The following is an 18,956-nucleotide window of genomic DNA, read 5'->3' on the forward strand; positions in this document are numbered from 1 at the left end:
ATCATAACCCGCTAAAGTTGAACGCATGAGCAATTCTGTAAATGAAACCCCCGAAAACGGCCAATACGATGACGAGATCATCGACAGCAATGCCATCGCGCCGGTCGACGCGGCGGGCAATCCTATTCCCGTCACCATTCCCATCGACTTGGCACCTGGCATCAAGGTCATTTATACGACGCGGCTTGGCGGCGTAAGCACCGGCGATTGGGGAGACCTGAATCTCGGCGGCAAAACAGGGGAGAGTCCGGCCACGGTGGAAGCCAACCGGGTTGCGCTGGCCAAGGCCGTGGGGGCCCCACTTTCGTTGGTGGCTCAGGTTCATTCCGGTCGAGCCGTCGACATCGACGAGATATTCGAAACCAACGCGCCGTACGGTTGCGATTTTTCCGGCACGATTATCGGTTCCGGCGACGATGGCGACAAAACGAATACCGGCGATGCCAATGAAATCGTTGTGGAACAGGACATCGAGGAAATTGATACCGATCACGGGCCAGAAATCAGCGAATCCGAAATCCGCACCGAGATTCGTCAACCTGATCCAACCAAGAATTCCGATACAATTAAAAATAATGAATCTTCTCCAAATGGAACTCAAACCGGCGCAAACCTGGCGGCCGCCTACCCGAGGCTCGAGGCTGACGCCCAGGTCACGACGCAACAGGGCATGGCCCTCGGCATGTTCGCAGCCGATTGCCTGCCGGTGCTGTTGGCGGACCCGCAGGCCGGTGTCATCGGCGCGGCGCATTGCGGCCGCAAAGGCCTGCAAAATGGCGTCATCAAAGCCACGGTCGAGCTGATGGCACAGAAAGGCGCGCAGGCCAATCGCATCGTGGCCACGCTCGGCCCGTGCATCTGCGGCGATTGCTACGAGGTCGGAGACGAGATCGCCGACGAGTTCGACGCGCAATTCCCCGGCACCTTCACGCTGACCCGTTTCGGCGGCCCCGGCATCGATATCGCCAAGGCCGCGCTGCAGGAACTCGCCAAGGCTGGCATCCCCGCGGACAACGTCATCAGTTCCGTCCCGCGCGTCTCCGCCGCGACGCAATATCTCGACCACGACGCCGAGCTCGCCACGCTGTGCGCCGCCGACGGCGAGGGCGAAGGCGTGGGCAGTCCCGACCTCAACGAACGCATGGAAGAAATCCGCCACAGCCTGTGCACGCTGGAAAACCCGCTCTGGTATTCCCACCGCCGCGCGAGCTTGGCCAAAAAGCAGCACGAAGGCCGCATGCTCGCCCTGATCGTGCGTGAATAGGCCGGTTCGTCCACGAATGGGTGTGCCGCGCTCAACGAAACGGGTGTGCACGCGTCTGCCGTGCTCAACGGAATGCGCAATAAAACGGAATGCACAATAATCAGCGTCATCGCCGGTCATTGTTGGCGCCCTTTCCCTGCCTGCGATTTTGCACCCCGTTCGCGCCACACTCCGCGCTAAACTGGGAACCATGGAACACTTGAACGTTGTCATCTCCGGCTTCGATCCCTACGAAGGAATCGAAAACAACCCCTCGCACGTCGTGCCGCACGCGCTGGCCGAAGAGGGCCTCGGCGCCACCTCCGCCCTCGAAAGCGATGACCTCCTGCGCGACGTGGACATATCGATCAATGCCGTCGATCTGCCGGTCAACGTCGAGCAGTGCTGGCCCCAGCTCAAGGAAACGCTTGAAGCCATGCACCCCGACATCGTCATCGCCACCGGCCTCAAGGCCGCGGCCCGCGGGATTCTCCTGGAACGCTGCGCCAACAACATCATCGACACGTCCCGCACCACGATTTCCGGCGAGCAGACCGGCCTGCCGGTCGAGGCCCCCGAAGCGTCGCGAAAACCCATCGATTCCAACGGTCCCGCCGCTTTCTGGACCAGGCTTCCGCTGCGTTCCATCCTCGACGATTTCGCGCGGGAGGAGATCCCCTCGGCCCTGAGCTCGGACGCGGGCACGTTCGTGTGCAATTCGCTTTTCTACAATCTGATGAAGTGGGCCGCGTCCCAGCAAAAGGTGCTTTCCGGCTTCGTCAGCCTGCCGATCATCAACGAGGAACCGCACCCGCAGCACGGCCTGACGCGCGCCCAGCAGGTCGAGGCGTGCCGCGTGGTGGTGCGCCAGACCGCCCGCTACTTCCTCGAGCCGACGTCGTCGGGCATCCTCATCGCCTGAAGTCCGACAGGCAGCCCAACAGGGCAATGCGAGGCGTTGCGTTCGGTTTTTTCGGCAATCGGGAAAATCGCAAAAAAGAATCGCGTGGTGTCTGTGTGGATTGGACACAGGCGGGCAATAATTTCTCAAAATATACTACAATAAGCTAATAGTATTTATCAGCTTTCAAAAACTGCGGTCGAGACCGCAAATCGAAAGGAATCACCATGGCGGATGACCGCTTCACGACAGAATTGCGCGGGTATAACAAGGAGCAGGTAGACCAGGAGATCGCTTCGTTGCAACAGACGCTCGACCGCATGCGTGCACAGGTCGATTCCAGCGATCAGACGATTCTGCAACTGCGCGCCCAACTCGAAGAGGAAAAGAAGAACGCCAAGAAGGCGTCACAGGGCAGCTCCTTCGCGTCTCTCGGAGCCAACGCCCAGCAGATGCTCGCCAGCGCCGAGCAGACCAGCACCGAGCTGGTGAACCGCGCCAAGCAGGATGCGGCCAGCACCCGCGCCGCGGCCCAGCACCAGGCGGAGACCCTGATCAACAACACGAAGCTCGACGCCCAGCACATCACCGACGAGGCTAATTCCAAGGCCGCCACCATCCTGGCCAAGGCGCAGACCGAGTCCGAGTCGATTACGACCTCCGCCAAGCAGGACGCCACGAGGCTTCGCGAGGAGACCGCCAAGAAGGTCACTGAGCAGCGCGACACCATCGAAATCGAGCTGACCAACTCGCGCGAGGAGCACAACAAGCGTCTCGCCAGCGAAAAGGCCAAGCAGGACCGCGAGATCGCCGAGCTCAAGGCCAAGGCCACCCAGCAGGTCGCCGAGCAGCGCAAGGCCGCCAACGACGAGGTCGCCAAGCTCAAGAGCGACGCCAGCGACCAGATCGAGACCGCGCTCGCCGAGGCCAACAAGAAGCTCGCCAATGTGCGTGAGCAGGTCTCCCGAATGACTACCGAAGCCCAGCGCAAGGCCACGGAAATCACTGACGACGCCAAGGCGAAGGCCCAGGGCATCACCGACGACGCCGAAGTCAAGCGCACCAAGACCTTGAGCCAGGTCAACGCCGAGGTCGAGCAGATTCGCACCGACATCTCCAAGCAGCAGGAAGAGGCCACTAGCAAGGTCAACGACCTGCTGAAGAAGCTCGAGGAAAGCCGTGTCTCCGCGAAGAAGGAATCCGACGCGCTGGTTTCCAAGGCCAAGGACCTGCGCGACGAGGCCGACAACTACACGGTCTCCAAGCGCCAGGAAGCCGATCGCCAGGCCGAGGAGATCATCTCGAAGGCCAAGAAGGACGCCGAGGTCCGTGTCGAGGAGCGCCGTAAGGCTGCACAAGGAGAGCTTGACGGGCTTCAGGAGCGCATCAAGGACCTTCAGGCACGCGAATCGACCATCACCCAGCGCGTCACCGAGCTGCGTGCGATGTTCACCAACGCGTTCTCCGGATTCGGTTTCGCTGACGACAAGAAGGACGGGCCCAACGTCCCGGTGGTCAACGCCGTGGCCAACGATCTGGACGACGCCGCGCAGGCGGACAAGCAAAAGGACGAACACGGCAAGGCTGAGGACAGCACACAAGTCGAGCAGTCAGCACGCAGCAACAGCAACGCCGGTGCGCAGCAGGCCCCGCAGGCTTCTCATGCATCCGCGCAGGCACCCCAGCAGATGCCGGCCTCCTACACGCCCACTGGCAACGTCTCCAGGAAGGCTGTGTCGCAGCCGGCGCAGCAGCAGTCCTCTCATCAGGACGGCCAAGCCGCCCATCAGCCGCAGACGCAGAACGAATCCCACGCCCGGCAAGGCGGCGCCTCCAAGAGCGGCATGCAGCAGCTTTCCAATCTGGTCAGCCATACGGAAAACAAGAATCCTGAAGCGGCCAACAAGGCAGCCAACGCCGCTGTCCCTGCCGCTCCAGCGGCCCAGAACGCGCCGGCCAACGGCGGAGTTCCAGCCAACGCCAAATTCGAGGCCAACAACAAGAGCCGCGTCAATTACGATCATGTGATTTTCCCCGAGGGCGGCGAGCCTTCCGGTGGAGCACACGCCGACCGCTGATTCGGCCTGGTCTGTAAGATCTGCACAATCGCTGAAAGTGCGCTGTGGCAAGTTGTCATGGCGCACTTTCGTTTTCCGCCCCGCCGTCCGAGGGTTCCGGGCTCCAGATTCCGAGTTCTGAGCTCAGGGCTCCGACCCGTCACCGCGTCCGGACGCGCCCTGCGCGCGCGATACAGCGCATGGAATATGGTGGAAAAGTAAACCAATCAAAGGAGCATCATCTGATGAGTGAAATGAAGCCGCTGAGCGCCGAACGTCTTGGCCAACTGCAGGGGGATTTTGAGGCCAAGCCTGTCAATACGCTGGCCATGAACGCCGTCACCACCTCGGGCATCAACCCGGTGGCGCACAATTACGAGCGTGCCCGCAGGCTCCAGCGCCGCTTCTCCGTGAGCGTGGATAACGGTGAGGTGACCAACCAGAACCATTCTGGGCGCTGCTGGCTCTTCAGCTCTCTCAACGTTGCGCGCTTCGTGGCCAAGAAGAACCTCAACCTGGAGCAGTTCGAGTTCTCGCAGAACTACGCGATGTATTACGATAAGCTCGAGCGCATCAACTACTTCGTGCGTGACGTCGCGGACCTGGTGCGTGCCGGCGAACCCGCCGATTCCCAGCTGATGCAGCACCTGCTTTCCGACGTGATGGGCGACGGGGGCCAGTGGACGATGGCCATGAACGTCTACAAGAAGTACGGCGCCGTGCCCAAGGACTTCTTCCCGGAGACCGCGTCTTCTACCAACACCGGCGAGATGAACACGCAGTTGCGCCGCCTGCTGCACACTGCCGTGGCGCACATGTACGCCGATCCGTCCGCCATCGAGCGCATCGTTGACGAGACCGTCGAGGCTGGACACCGCATGCTCACCATTCACCTGGGCGAGCCGCCGAAGAGCTTCGACTGGGAGTGGACCGACAAGGACGGCAATTTCCATCGCGACGGCGAAACGACCCCGGTCGAGTTCTGGAAGAAGTACGTCGGCAGCGCCGATCTTGAGGATTACGTTTGCCTGGTTGACGACCCGCGCGCCGAGCACGCCAAGGGCAAGAAGATCGGCATCGAGCACCTGGGCAACGTTGTCGGGGGAGATCCGACCGAATACCTTAACGTCCCCAACCAGTTCATGAAGGATTGCGTGCGTCGCATCCTTTCTGAAGAGGGTATGCCGGCTTGGTTCGGCGCGGACTGCCACCCGATGATGGATCGCGACAACGGCGCCTGGGCCACCGATCTCTACGAGTACGGCAAGGTCTACGGCGTCGATTTCGATATGGACAAGGAAGCGCGCGTGCGTTATGGCGATTCCGCGATGAACCACGCGATGGCGTTCGTCGGTGTCGACGTGGCTGACGACGGCAAGACCACCAACCGCTGGCGCGTCGAGAACTCATGGGGTTGCAAGGTGGCCGACAAGGGTTACTTCACCATGAGCGACGATTGGTTCAGCGATTATGTCTACGAGGTAGCTGTCCCGAAGTCGATGCTTCCCGCCGAATACCAGGCCGCCCTCACCGAGCCTGCCACCATGTTGCCTGCTTGGGATCCGATGGGCGCGTTAGCTTGAGCAAACAGCCCAGTGGGCTGTTTGCAGCTAACACGCGCCTGAGGCCAGAAGCTTCTGGCCTCAGGCAACCAGTTGAAACCGGGAGAGTTGGATTTCGGGTATTGATTAATTAGGAGCGCTTGCATAAAAGAAAAGTCCTGTGGACTTTTCTTGCAAGCGCCCGTTGTGCCGTCTTGAGACGGCACAACGCAGGTTTGAGTGTTCGCGAAAGCGAACTCAATAATTGCAGGGCCCGGAGGGCGTTGGCCTGAGAGAAACAGCCCTGTAGGCTATTTTCGGCCAATACGCGCCTATGGCCAGATTCTTCTGGCCACAGGCAACTACTTAAACCTAATCGAATGAGATTTTGATTAATTAGGGCGCTCTCGCCTTTAAATGTGCTGAACCCGTTGCCCCGCCAAACAGGGCAAAGGGTTCAGCACATTTGGGGTTGGGCTTCCATGAGTGGATGTAGGTATCTGCGGGGAAGTTTTATTTTATGTAGCTAGAAGTATGCTTGGGGCTGCAGGTGTGAGCAGTCGGGGACCTTGCCCTCATGTCTGGAAGTGCCAGCATACTCCCGAGTTATAGACGAAAGAGCCCGTTTCTCGGTCCTGCTTGGGTGGGAGGGTCGAACAGCGCCGAATTCGCAATGCACAACGCCAGTGCGACAAGACTGCGTAAAACCATCATCTAGACATACCAAGCTTTCCTGCGAAACTTATAGTACCCCATACGCCATATAAACAACTAATTAGATTTTACTACCACGTCGTACAAAAAATGTAATTCCAAAATCCCAATAAGTGTACGATTTTTGATATTCTGTTGGGTTTGGTTGCGGTCCTCGAATGTGGTGCAAACGAGGGGTGGCGAAGCGGGGTTGGTGCGCTGCGACGGCGCGCAATGTGGCTCTTGCTGGACAGGGCGCGGCCAAATGATTATAATTGGCAATCCTATGAACAAACCGGCACCCGATCGGGTGCCTGATGGCGCAAGGAGGCAGTCATGGCGATTATGCAAGAGTCCGGAAGTGCTAAGGATGCACAGAGGTTCGGCGAGGAAGCCGTCTACCCCGAAACCGTGGATGTCAACATCCGCCAGCTTGACCCGATTCCTGCGCCGCGCGAATTTTTGAAGGAGACCCCGCTCACCAAGCCGATGAGCGATCTGGTGCTGAAAACTCGTCAGGAGATCCGTGACATCTTGCATGGCCGCGACGACCGCCTGCTCGTGCTGGTGGGCCCCTGCTCGATCCATGACCCGAAGGCGGCCAAGGATTACGCCGGGCGTCTGGCCAAGGTCAACGAGGAGCTTAAAGGCGAGTTGATGATCGTGATGCGCGTCTATTTCGAGAAGCCCCGCACCACCATCGGTTGGAAGGGCCTGATCAACGACCCGGACCTCGACGGCGAATTCAACATCCGCAAGGGCATGCATCTGGCGCGCAAGGTGCTTGCCGACGTGCTCCAGCAGGGGCTGCCCACCGCTACCGAATGGCTTGACCCGATCACGCCGCAGTACTTGTGCGACATGGTCAGCTGGGGGGCTATCGGCGCGCGCAACACCGAAAGCCAGGTCCACCGCGAGCTGGCCAGCGGCATGTCCATGCCCATCGGATTCAAGAACTCCACTGACGGCTCTGTGAAGGTCGCCGCCGACTCCTGCTACGCCGTGGCCAACGAACACCACTTCCTTTCAGTGAACCTTGACGGCCGCGTGATCTCCGCCGAGACCAAGGGCAACCCGGACTGCCATATCGTCCTGCGCGGCTCGAACACCGGGCCTAACTACGACGCGAAGTCCGTGGCCGAGGCGCTGGATATGTTGAAGCAATCGAAGGTCACCGGGCCCAGCGAGCACGGGCTGGTCATCGACGCTGCGCACGGCAACTGCGGCAAAGACGAGGTGCGCGAAGCCGAGGTAATCGAGGACATCGCCGCACGCCTGGCCAAGGGCGAACCCGGCATCTTCGGGGTGATGATGGAAAGCAACATCCGCGGCGGCCACCAGTCGCCCGCGCCGCTCGACCAGCTGGTCTACGGCCGTTCCATCACTGATCCCTGCATCTCCTGGGAGCGCACCAACGAGCTGCTGCACACGCTGGCCGACGCCATCGACGCACGCCGTCAGCTTGACTGACTCGGCTCGTCGAAGAACCGTTAGTGAGGAGAAAAGCACCTTTGGGAATCGAAAATGGTGCTTTTCTCATCAGTGTTGATCAATCAAGTGAGAAAGCGCCAAAATGTGCCATAAAAAGTGCTTTTCGCCTACGGTTACGCGTTTACTGAGGGAAAGCACCATTTCGGGCACTTTTTAGTGCTTTTCTCACGCAATCGAATACCTGCTCAATGGTTATGGGCAGGCTATGCCTTGCTGGCGCTATGATCGGTATGTAATCGATGGCTTAGTATGTTGGTAAATGTCGAAAACGACTATGAAGAAGGACTTCGCGATGGGGAACGCAGAAAACATGCCAAACGGCAAACTTGAAAGCGATGTCGCTGCGGGCTTGTCCGAGCATGACCTTGACGACACCAAAAACCGCGCAGCCTTCCAAAAGGCGTTGAAGAACGGGGAGGACCCGCTCAAGGTGGCCGGGGTGCCGCGTTGGGAGGACGAGGCCGGGGTCAACCGCATCGTCAACCGCCGCGTCTTCGAGCTCGAGCCGCTGCCCACGCCGGCCGACGTGCTTTCGGATATGCCGCTGAGCGCCGAGGCGACGGACTTGGTGGTCCGCTCGCGCGACGCGATCCGCGATTGCCTCTACGGCAGGGACGACCGGCTTTTGGTCATCGTCGGCCCCTGCTCCATCCACGACCCGCAGGCCGCGCTGGATTACGCGGGGCGGCTGGCCAAGCTGAAGGACGAGCTCGACGACCGGCTCCTTATTGTTATGCGCGTCTATTTCGAGAAGCCGCGCACCACCGTGGGCTGGAAGGGTCTGATCAACGACCCGGACCTCGACGGCAGCCACAACATCAGGAAGGGCCTGCTGCTCGCGCGCAGGATTCTGCTCGGCGTGCTGGGCGAGGGCGTGGCGGCCGCGACCGAATTCCTCGAGCCCACCAGTCCGCAATACATTTCCGATGCCGTGAGCTGGGGCGCCATCGGTGCGCGCAACACCGAATCGCAGATCCATCGACAGCTGGCCAGCGGGCTTTCCATGCCGATCGGCTTCAAGAATGCCACCGACGGCTCCGTCAAGGCTGCCATCGACGGGTGCTATACGGCAACCCAGCAGCATACGTTCTTTGGCATCGACCACCTCGGGCGGGCGTGCGCCGTCGAGACGCTCGGCAACCCTGATTGCCACGTCGTGCTGCGCGGCTCCTCGCACGGGCCCAATTACGATGCCGATTCGGTTCAGGTGGCGATGAACTCCATCCGCAGCGAGATGCCTGAGGATTCCGCCGCGGGCCACGGGCTAGTCATCGACTGTTCGCACGGCAATTCCGGTAAGGACGAGATTCGCCAGGCTGCGGTTGCGCGCGAACTCGCCAGGCGCATCGCTGCAGGGGAGCAGGGCATCACGGGGCTGATGATGGAGAGCTTCATCGCCGGTGGCAACCAGCCTGCCGCCCCGCTTTCGCAGCTCGAATACGGCAAGTCGATCACCGACAAGTGCATCTCCTGGCCCGAAACGGAGCGCCTCCTGCGCGAGCTGGCCGCCGCCGTCGCCGCCCGGCGTGCCGCCTGAGCTGCTGCCCGGCGTAGCGCTGAACGCCCGATTCCTCTCGGAATGCTTTCTCTGCTGCGCGTGATACGTATTGCAATCGGAAGAACATTGGAATTCCGGGATAATGTAATTTCGGATTCGTGTGTTCCGCAGCATTGAACGGGAAAAGTCGATGAAACGTCCTCCGTGCTGCGCGGGGGCGGTGCGCAACGCCGAAGCGGACCAGTGGCTCGTATAATCTGGAACCCAGCATTTCCAGAGAAACGAGGAACTATGAAGACTGTTGCCATCATCGGAGCCATGGAAGAGGAAGTCGCGCTGATTGCCAAGTCGCTGAACGGCGTCACACACCGCAAGACCGCGAGCCTTGACATCAACGTCGGCACGCTCACCTCCAGATCCGGCGAGGAAATCACGGTCGCCGCGACTGTCGGCGGCATGGGCTTGGTCAACGCGGCCGCCACCACCCAGTGCCTCGTCGACAACTTCCATCCCGACGCCATCATCTTCTCCGGCATCGCCGGCTCGCTCAACAAATCCATGCACATTGACGACATCGTGCTCGGCGGCACACTGCGCTACCTCGATAGCGACATGCGCATGATCGCCCAGTGGAAGCCCGAAACCGAGGAATTCCACAGCGACCCGCACCTGCTCGACGTGGCCGGCGCGGCGCTCGACGAGTTGGGCATCCACCACATGACCGGCGTCATCGCCTCGGGCAACAACTTCATCGGCACCCCTGAGGCCGCCGCCGTGGTCGCCGAAAAGACGCACGCCGACGCCGTGGAGATGGAGGGCGCGGCTGTGGCCCATGTCGCGGCCCGCAACGATGTGCCCGCCCTGGTCATCCGCGCACTTTCTGACGAGGCCGACACCACCTACGAGCAGTTCAGGGAATTCGACATCTCCGAGTACGCGGACACCGCCGCGCGCCTCGCCGTCAATATCGTCACACGGCTGTAGGGATTGCGGCTGCTCAATGAGTGCACGGCCGTATGGTCGTGCATGCCGTCATTGAGCACCCAGTTATAGAACGTTCCCTCGCCCTCCTCATGTTCGCCCAATGAGAAAACCGAAGGATTCCGAACCGCGCGGCAACGCCGTTGCAGAGCCAAAAGGTCGGCGGCTTGGCGCGCGGTTGGTCGGCGCTGTCGGAGCCGTTCGGCCAGTATGTAATACATCAAAAGTAATATAACGCCAATCTTTACGGGTTAATAATTCACCGCTGAAAAGCAAACGGTCGGTTGTGCTTTTCCGGCTTGGTCGGCGGCCAGATTCTCGTTTGGTCGGCGTCGGGCCCGCAAACGTAACCAGGAACCGGGCGCCTGCCTAGTGACCGGCGGCAGACTATCTGCCATAATGAAACCGTGAGCAACATCATGCACAGCACCATGTGTAAGCGTCTCATCGCCGTTGTTTCCTCGTTTGCGATGATGGCGGCACTTTCGGCCTGCGGTGACAACACCCCGGCCGATACTACCAACGCATCCAAAGGCAAGAGTTCCGGCATTTCCGGCGAATTCCACGGTGCCGGTGCCTCCTCGCAGCAGGGGGCCGTGGAGGCCTGGATCGCGACGTATCAGAACAAGAACCGCAACGCGAAAATCGCCTATAACCCCTCAGGTTCTGGGGCCGGGGTCTCCACGTTCCTGACCGGCGCCACCGCCTGGGCGGGAACTGACGCACCACTGAACGACCAGCAGATCGAGCAGTCCAAAAGCATCTGCAAATCCGGCACCGCCTTCGACGTCCCGGTCTATGTTTCCCCGATCGCCGTCATGTTCAATCTCAAAGGCGTTTCCGGGCAGGACAAGCACCTGAATATGGACGCCAGCGTCATCGCGCGCATTTTCGACGGGAAAATCACCCAATGGAACGATGACGCCATCAAGGCCGAAAACCCCAAGGTGAACCTGCCCGCCACGCCGATCACCGTGGTCCATCGTTCCGACAAGTCCGGCACCACCAATAATTTCACATCCTATTTGAAGGCCGCGGCGCCCAACGACTGGGGTTACGAGGCGCAGGAGAACTGGCCCAACGAGGTCGGGCAGGCCGCGAAAGGCACCGACGGCGTGGTCAGCAGCATCGGCCAGGCCGACGGCACCATCGGCTACGCGGACCTCGCCAAGGCCGGCAATTTCGGCACGGCTTCGGTCAAGGTCGGGGCCGATTACGTCGCGCCCGCCGCGGATGCCGCCGCGAAAACCGTCAACGCCTCGCCGCTGCGCGCGATGCCCAAGGGCAGCAAGCGCGTGGTGGTGAACGTCGACTACGCCACCGCCGTTGCGGGAAACTATCCGATCGTCTCCTCCTCTTACGCCGTGGCGTGCCCGGCCTACAAGGATGCGAAAACCGGCGTGTTCGTACGCGACTGGCTGGGCTATGTTTTAAGCGAGAACGGCCAGAAGATCGCCGCGGACAACACCGGCTCGGCGGCGCTCGGGGGAGCGCTGACGAAGAAGGCTCTGAAATCCGTGGATGTAATACAAACGAAATAACTGAATAATCGGAATAACTGATAACTGTTTTAACGAGATAATCCAATAGGCGAATATTCGAGTCGACAAGCTGGCTGGAAACGAAATGATTCGACCGGCCGATTTGGCTGGTTCCGAGCTTTGAACTCCGGGTTCTGGGTTTTGGGTTTCGGACTTTGGGTTTTGGGCTCCGAATCCCGAACTCTGAGCTCCGAACCTCGAACGTTAACGTAAGGAAAAGCAAAAGCATGGCGAATACATCTGAAAGCGGCAGCGCGGTGGAGGCTATGCCCGCTGCGGCCGGCCAGATCGGCGCGGGTTTAGGCGCTTCGGCCGGCGGCGGGGCGAACGATCGGCGCGACGGCCTTGATTTTACCAACGCCAAATCCGGTCGGCACAGCCAGGACAAGGTTTTCCACGCGGTGGCTGTCGGCTGCGGGGCACTGATTCTGGTGGCGCTGGGCGCGGTGGTGCTTTTCCTGCTGCTGCGCGCCTGGCCGATTTTCGCCGGTCCGCAGGCCAAGACCTCCGCAGTGTTCGCCTCCCTGAGCGGAGGCAAGGCGCACGGGTTCTGGCAATATGTCGGGCCTCTGGTTTTCGGTACGGTGGTGATTGCGGCGCTTGCGCTGGCAATCGCCTTTTTTGTCGCCGTCGGGGTGGCCCTCTTCATCACGTTCTACGCGCGCAAACGTATTCAGACCGTGCTCAATTACGTCGTCGACTTGCTTGCCGCGATTCCTTCCGTCATCTACGGCTTGTGGGGCGCGCTGGTATTGGTGCCGGCAATGTATCCCTTCTGGAACTGGATTTCTACGCATCTGGGCTGGATTCCGCTCTTCGCCGGGCCCGCCGCCAACCCGCCGCGCACCGTCGCCAGCGCTGCGGTGATTTTGGCCATCATGATCATGCCGATTATCACCTCGATGACGCGTGACATCTTCGCGGCCACCCCGCGCCTCGACCAGGAGGCGGCGCTCGCGCTGGGCGCCACCAAATGGGAGATGATCAAACTCACCGCCCTTCCGTTCGCCAAGTCTGGCATGGTTTCGGCCTCGATGCTCGCACTCGGGCGCGCGCTGGGGGAGACCATGGCCGTGATGATGGTGCTTTCGCCGGGCATGACCTACTCGTGGCACTGGCTGCAGGCTTCGAAAAGCCAGACGATTGCCGCTAATATCGCCGCGCAATATCCCGAAGCCGACTCGCTGGGCGTCTCCGCGCTGATCGCCACCGGCCTGGTCCTCTTCGTCATCACGTTCGTGGTCAATCTCCTTGCCCGACGCATCACCAAGAAGGGAGGTGCGCGATGAAAGAAAATGATAAGGTTACCGCAACTTTGAAGGATGCTCAGGCCGGAACCATTGCTGTCGATTCAGTAGCAAAAGCTTCGAATGCAATGGTCTCCAATGCTTCGCAATCGGCCGGCCCGACCCCCGATTTCTCGAAGTTCAAGCCTTCGAACGCTTTGCTCAAGCAACGCGAATGGAAAAGCCGGATTATGGCCGGTGTCATCGGGCTCGCGTTCGTCATCGCCATGATTCCGCTGATTTCCTTGCTCTGGACCACCATCGCGCGGGGCGTCAAGCGGCTCAATTTGAATTTCCTTACGTTCAACATGTCCGGTGTGATCGGCGGCATGCCCACGCCTTCCGGCGGCCACGGCGGCATCGAGCACGCCATCATTGGCACGCTTGAGGTCACGCTCGGCGCGATGCTGATTTCCGTGCCGGTCGGCCTGATGTGCGCGATCTATTTGACCGAATATGCGCGTGGCAGCAAATTTGCCAAGGCCATCTCGCTGCTGGTCAACGTGATGAGCGGCATTCCTTCCATCGTCGCCGGCCTGTTCGCCTTCTCGCTCTTCGCGATTCTGATGGGACCGGGCGTTTCCAACGGTTTCGAGGGCTCGGTCGCGCTTTCGATTCTTATGATTCCGACGGTTGTCAATTCCAGCGTGGAGATGCTGCGGATCGTTCCCGACGACCTGCGCGAGGCCTCGTACGCGCTCGGCGTCACTAAATCCCGAACCATCGTCAAGGTCGTGCTGCGAACGGCACTGCCCGGCATTGTCTCCGGTGTCATCCTCGCCATCGCGCGTGTGATTGGCGAAACCGCACCCCTTCTGATGACCGCCGGATTCATCGTCACCACCAACTGGAACCTCTTCAGCGGCCAGATGACCACGCTGCCGGTCTTCGTCTACCAGGAATACAGCAAGATGTCCGTGACCTGCCCGCCGAACGCCGGCCCGGGCTGCGTCGCCTCCATCCCATCCGAACGTTCGTGGGCTGCGGCGCTCGTGCTCATTGCCATCGTCCTGGTCCTGAACCTCGTCGGCCGCCTGGTCCAGCACCTCTTCAGCGTGGAGGCGAAATGAAAAAATGTCGTTTACCTTGCAGCTGCGGGGTCAACGGTCAAATTCGGTAGGTTATCGGTCGAATAATCGGGTAAACGGTAATCGAGCAAATCAAAAATAACGAGTCTTATTCTAGATCGTAAAAATCAACAGCATTATCGAAAATGTAATTAACGAGAAAGCGAGTCATCATGGGCCAACGCATCGATGTCGAACATCTCAACGTCTACTACGGCGATTTCCTGGCCGTCCAGGACGTCAACCTCAACATTCAGGCCAACAAGGTCACCGCTTTCATCGGCCCGTCCGGCTGCGGTAAATCTACGGTCCTGCGCACGCTCGACCGCATGCACGAGATTACGCCGGGCGCGCGCGTCGAGGGCAAGGTGCTGCTCGACGGCCACGACCTTTACGCCAAAGGCGTCGACCCGGTGGCCGTGCGCCGCGACGTGGGCATGGTCTTCCAGAAGGCCAACCCGTTCCCGACCATGTCCATACGCGAGAACGTCTTGGCCGGCATTCGCCTCAACAACCGGCACATTTCCAAGTCCGACGCCGACGAGCTGGTGGAATGGGCCCTGCGCGGGGCGAACCTCTGGAACGAGGTCAAAGACAGGCTCGACAAGCCGGGTATTGGACTTTCCGGCGGTCAGCAGCAGCGCCTGTGCATCGCCCGCGCCGTCGCCGTCCACCCGCAGGTGCTGCTGATGGACGAACCGTGCTCCGCCCTCGACCCGATCTCCACGCTTGCCGTCGAGGATCTGATCAACGAGCTCAAGCGCGACTACACCATTGTCATTGTCACGCACAACATGCAGCAGGCCGCGCGCGTGGCCGACTACACCGCTTTCTTCAACCTCAAGGCCGTCGGCAAGCCCGGCCACCTCGAGTATTTCTCCGACACCACCACGATGTTCAACAACCCCCAAAACGAGGAGGCCGAGCGCTATATCTCCGGCCGTTTTGGCTGAGTCTCCACCTCGCACACCCAACCAGTCTAAAAAGCGCCAAAAAACTGCTCGAAAAGGTGCTTTTCCCATTGCTGTCTGCCTTAATTGCGGAGAAAAGCACCATTCGGGGACCGATTTGGTGCTTTTCTCACTAGTCTGGGCGTCTGTTTTTCGGTTGAGTTCGGGTTGCGAAGTTTTTAGTACAAAAGACCATCTAATCCATTAGAAAATCCGTGGCTATGACCGGTGTTATATTCGAGGTGTCCGCGTCAACGCGGGCGAGTCGCAGCAACCTCCGTATCGTCAATTCATCTATCAGCAGTTAGTGAAGTTCGTCGGTCTTGTAGTGTTGAACGCCATAAGCGCCGACCGCCCTTTTTCTGCAATCTGAATTGGCGATGCAAAACCAAGGAAGAGAGAACGATGGACAGGTTCTTCCATCTCAAAGAAAATCACACCAACGTATCCACTGAAATCACAGCGGGCATCACCACATTCTTCGCGATGAGTTATATCATCGTGGTCAATCCGCAAGTCTTGAGCACCACCGGCATGCCCTGGGGCGCCGTGTTCCTCGCCACCATCATCGCTTCCGTCGCAGGAACCTTGGTTATGGGGCTTTTTGCCAACGTTCCGTATGCACAATCCGCAAGCATGGGTCTCAACGCGTTCTTCGCCTACACCGTCTGCGCCGGTCTTGGATTCACTTGGCAGGAAACGTTGTGTATGACATTCCTGTGCGGTCTGATCAACATTCTGGTCACCGTAACCTCCGTCCGTAAGCTCATCATTGCTTGCATCCCCGAATCCCTCCAGCACGCCATTGGCGGCGGCATCGGTCTGTTCGTGATGTACGTCGGCATGTTGAACGTTGGCTTCATTTCCTTCACTCCCGGTGACCCGAAAGCCGCGGCCAAAGGCGGCCCGATCCACGCGACGCCTGGCCTCTCTATGCTGAACAACCCTGAGCTCTGGGTCTTCCTCATTGGTCTGGCCATCGCTATCGTCCTCACCCTGCTCAACGTGCGCGGCTCGCTGCTGATCTCGATTATCGCCGCCGCCGTCATCGGCATCCCCTTCGGCGTCACCACGATGTCCAATTCCGTTTCGATCGGCGCGACATTCTCGCAATTACCCACCACCTTCCTCGCGATCTTCAGCCCGCAAGGCTTCCCGGCGCTTTTCGGCAACCTCGGCCGCCTACCCCTCGTTATTGTCACCATCTTCGCCTTCTCAATGTCCGATATGTTCGACACCATCGGCACGCTGGTCGGCACCGGCCGCAAGACCGGCATTTTCTCTGATACTGACATCAAGAACATGGCCAACGGCCACGGCTTCAGTTCCAAGATGGACAAGGCGCTCTTCGCTGATTCCATCGCCACCTCCGTCGGTGGCCTGTTCGGCACCTCCAACATCACCACCTACGTCGAATCCTCGGCCGGCATCGCCGCGGGCGGCCGCACCGGCCTCACCTCGGTGACCGTCGCTATCTGCTTCCTCATCTCGATGTTCCTCTCGCCGCTGGTTTCCGCCATCCCGTCCGCCGCAACCGCCGGCGTCCTGGTCGTGGTCGGCTGCATGATGGCCTCCAGCCTCAAGGAAGTCAACTGGGGCGACCTAGGTGAAGCCATCCCGGCGCTCTTTGCCTCGGTGTTCATGGCGCTCTCATACTCGATCTCCTACGGCATCGCCGCGGGCTTCATCATGTACTGCCTTGTCAAGATCTGCAAGGGCAAGGCTCGTGAGGTGCATCCGGTGATGTGGATCGTCACCGCCCTGTTCATCCTCGACTTTGCTCTCCAGGCCGTGCTCTGATTGCAGTCTGTGGGTCTGTACTGACCTTGGTCTGATTGCCGGTCTCCCCTGATTGTTGGCCGAGACTGCTTGGACTGGCTGGTCATCTGTCTGCTTGGCCATCTGACTGCCAGTCGTAGGGTTGCTTGGGCGTCCGCCTTTCCAATCGCGTGCTTTTCGTCGCAGTTTCTCGCAAGTTGCGACGAAAAGCACGTTTCGGACCCATTTTTCGTGCTTTTGGTCGCGTTAATGGTGAAGTTGCGACGAAAAGCATGTTTTCTGCCTACTTTTCGTGCTTTTGGTCGCAGCGACGTTCAGCAGGGAAGTAGCGGCAACGTCCCACGGGTATTTCTGCCGCTGGTTTGCAGCGGGGCGTGTCGCGCGGTCGGGCGGCGTCCGTATACTATTCATCTGTAAACCACAGACTGTTGGTTAGAGGTGCAAGCCTCTCGAAGTTTGGTTCGCCAAGCCAGCATAGGTTGAATGTCATAAGCCTCGGTAAGAGGCGGGTCGCGCAAGTGGCCGGTATGGTGCTCTGCCTATGTGCAGGGCATTTTTTGTAGGGTTGCGATTTCGCAGCAACGGATAAATCGCCCACAAAGCCGCAACGTTCCGAATTTCCCAATCAATGGTCGACTCAGGAAGGAACGCCATGAAAAGGCCCGAAAAGGAAGCGGTGATCGCCGAGCTTACGGATCAATTCCGTAACGCCGATGCGGTTTACCTTACCGAGTACCGCGGGCTTACCGTTCCGCAGATTTCCGATCTGCGCGAAAAGCTAGGCCGCGATACTTCCTACTCAGTGGCTAAGAACACGCTCGCTCGCATCGCCGCCAAAGAGGCTGGGTACGAGGGCTTCGATGAAGCGCTCGCCGGCCCCTCCGCAATCACCTTCGTGAAGGGTGATTACGTCGAGGCTGCGAAGGTCCTGCGTGACTTTGCCAAGAAAACCCCGGCCCTCGTCATCAAGGGTGGTTTCGCAGACGGAACCATGTACGATGCCGAAGGCTTCATGAAACTCGCGGATCTCGAATCTCGCGAAACCCTGCTCTCCAGGATGGCAGGCGACCTCAAGGGCTCTATGGCCAAGGCCGCTCGCACGTTCGTTGCTCTGCCTACAAAGGCCGTGCGTACGTTCGACGCCCTGCGCGAGAAGCAGGAAAAGGCCGCTTGATTTCCGCGAGGCTTTGGCCGCGTAGATTTTTAGCAGTTGTAGTGAATAATTAAAGAAATTTAAGAATTTAGGTGACGGAACCCAACAAAAAATCCGCCGCCATGATTGAAAGGAAGCCATTATGGCTAAGCTCTCAAGCGATGAGCTCCTCGATGCGTTCAAGGAAATGACCCTGGTTGAACTCTCCGACTTCGTCAAGAAGTTCGAGGACGAGTTCGATGTCGAAGCTTCCGCTCCGGCTGTTGCCGTTGCCGCTGCTCCTGCCGCTGGTGCAGGTGCCGGCGAAGATGAGAAGACCGAGTTCGACGTGGTCCTCTCCTCCTTCGGCGACAAGAAGATCCAGGTCATCAAGGCCGTCAAGAACATCACCGGCAAGGGCCTGGCTGACGCCAAGGCGCTCGTCGACGGTGCTCCTGCCACCATCCTCGAGAAGGCCAAGAAGGAAGACGCCGAGAAGGCCAAGTCCGAGATCGAAGAGGCCGGCGGCTCCGTCGAACTCAAGTAGTTCTTTCCTTCTTGCGGATTTCGCGGCCGACGCTTTTTAGACAGTTAGCCGTTTGAATCCAAAGAAATTGTTACAAACCCTGTGCGCGGAATCTCCGCTCGCAGGGTTTGTTCATTTTGTCGGCTATCGTAGTACCTAAGGCGTGTCCTTGAAAGCAAAAGCAAGGACAGGCTCATGAGTGAGTGTTGTCAATGTCTGCCATTTTTCTGTCGGATTCAAGACAAACATGGCACAATGGCATGAGCATGA

14 protein-coding genes are annotated in these 18,956 nt (G+C 59.5%); all 14 read left to right on the top strand.

What is annotated here, in order from left to right:
• The first annotated feature begins 25 nt into the window (after positions 1-25).
• The 14 genes from PT279_RS02120 to rplL all read left to right on the top strand — a co-directional run bounded on the left by PT279_RS02120 (position 26) and on the right by rplL (position 18,707).
• A complete protein-coding gene (locus PT279_RS02120) occupies positions 26-1,264 on the top strand; it encodes a polyphenol oxidase family protein (RefSeq protein WP_277164991.1) in 1,239 nt (412 codons plus the stop codon).
• 190 nt (positions 1,265-1,454) lie between these two features.
• A complete protein-coding gene (locus PT279_RS02125) occupies positions 1,455-2,165 on the top strand; it encodes a pyroglutamyl-peptidase I (RefSeq protein WP_277164993.1) in 711 nt (236 codons plus the stop codon).
• A 206-nt stretch (positions 2,166-2,371) separates the two neighbouring features.
• A complete protein-coding gene (locus PT279_RS02130; protein ID WP_277164995.1) occupies positions 2,372-4,222 on the top strand; it encodes a cell division protein in 1,851 nt (616 codons plus the stop codon).
• A 224-nt stretch (positions 4,223-4,446) separates the two neighbouring features.
• Positions 4,447-5,784 (top strand): C1 family peptidase, encoded by a 1,338-nt coding sequence (locus tag PT279_RS02135; protein ID WP_277164997.1) that lies wholly within the window; start codon positions 4,447-4,449, stop codon positions 5,782-5,784.
• A gap of 987 nt (positions 5,785-6,771) precedes the next feature.
• Positions 6,772-7,905: a 3-deoxy-7-phosphoheptulonate synthase gene (locus tag PT279_RS02140; protein WP_277164999.1), complete on the top strand. Its 1,134-nt coding sequence runs from the start codon at positions 6,772-6,774 to the stop codon at positions 7,903-7,905.
• Positions 7,906-8,236: 331 nt separating this feature from the next.
• Positions 8,237-9,463 (top strand): 3-deoxy-7-phosphoheptulonate synthase, encoded by a 1,227-nt coding sequence (locus PT279_RS02145; RefSeq protein WP_277165228.1) that lies wholly within the window; start codon positions 8,237-8,239, stop codon positions 9,461-9,463.
• A gap of 252 nt (positions 9,464-9,715) precedes the next feature.
• Entirely contained in the window at positions 9,716-10,408 is a 693-nt protein-coding gene (gene mtnN / locus PT279_RS02150) for a 5'-methylthioadenosine/S-adenosylhomocysteine nucleosidase (protein ID WP_277165001.1), read from the top strand.
• A gap of 416 nt (positions 10,409-10,824) precedes the next feature.
• Positions 10,825-11,946 carry a phosphate ABC transporter substrate-binding protein PstS gene (gene pstS, locus PT279_RS02155; protein WP_277165230.1) on the top strand — a complete coding sequence of 374 codons (1,122 nt, stop codon included), beginning with the start codon at positions 10,825-10,827 and terminating at the stop codon, positions 11,944-11,946.
• Positions 11,947-12,173: 227 nt separating this feature from the next.
• Positions 12,174-13,235, top strand: a complete 1,062-nt coding sequence (gene pstC, locus PT279_RS02160; RefSeq protein WP_277165003.1) for a phosphate ABC transporter permease subunit PstC — start codon at positions 12,174-12,176, stop codon at positions 13,233-13,235.
• Positions 13,236-13,321: 86 nt separating this feature from the next.
• Complete coding sequence (gene pstA / locus PT279_RS02165; RefSeq protein WP_277165232.1) at positions 13,322-14,302, top strand: phosphate ABC transporter permease PstA; 981 nt, start codon at positions 13,322-13,324, stop codon at positions 14,300-14,302.
• 170 nt (positions 14,303-14,472) lie between these two features.
• Positions 14,473-15,252 (top strand): phosphate ABC transporter ATP-binding protein PstB, encoded by a 780-nt coding sequence (gene pstB / locus PT279_RS02170; RefSeq protein ID WP_277165005.1) that lies wholly within the window; start codon positions 14,473-14,475, stop codon positions 15,250-15,252.
• Between the two features lie 402 nt (positions 15,253-15,654).
• On the top strand, positions 15,655-17,049 hold the full coding sequence (locus PT279_RS02175; protein WP_277165007.1) for an NCS2 family permease: 1,395 nt from the start codon (positions 15,655-15,657) through the stop codon (positions 17,047-17,049).
• A gap of 631 nt (positions 17,050-17,680) precedes the next feature.
• The gene (gene rplJ, locus PT279_RS02180; protein ID WP_277165009.1) at positions 17,681-18,202 is read left to right on the top strand and encodes a 50S ribosomal protein L10; all 522 of its coding nucleotides are present in this window, start codon (positions 17,681-17,683) and stop codon (positions 18,200-18,202) included.
• Between the two features lie 121 nt (positions 18,203-18,323).
• Positions 18,324-18,707 (top strand): 50S ribosomal protein L7/L12, encoded by a 384-nt coding sequence (rplL, locus tag PT279_RS02185; RefSeq protein ID WP_277165011.1) that lies wholly within the window; start codon positions 18,324-18,326, stop codon positions 18,705-18,707.
• The last annotated feature ends 249 nt before the right edge of the window (positions 18,708-18,956 follow it).

The sequence above is a fragment of the Bifidobacterium sp. ESL0784 genome, assembly GCF_029433295.1.
Taxonomy (GTDB): domain Bacteria; phylum Actinomycetota; class Actinomycetes; order Actinomycetales; family Bifidobacteriaceae; genus Bifidobacterium.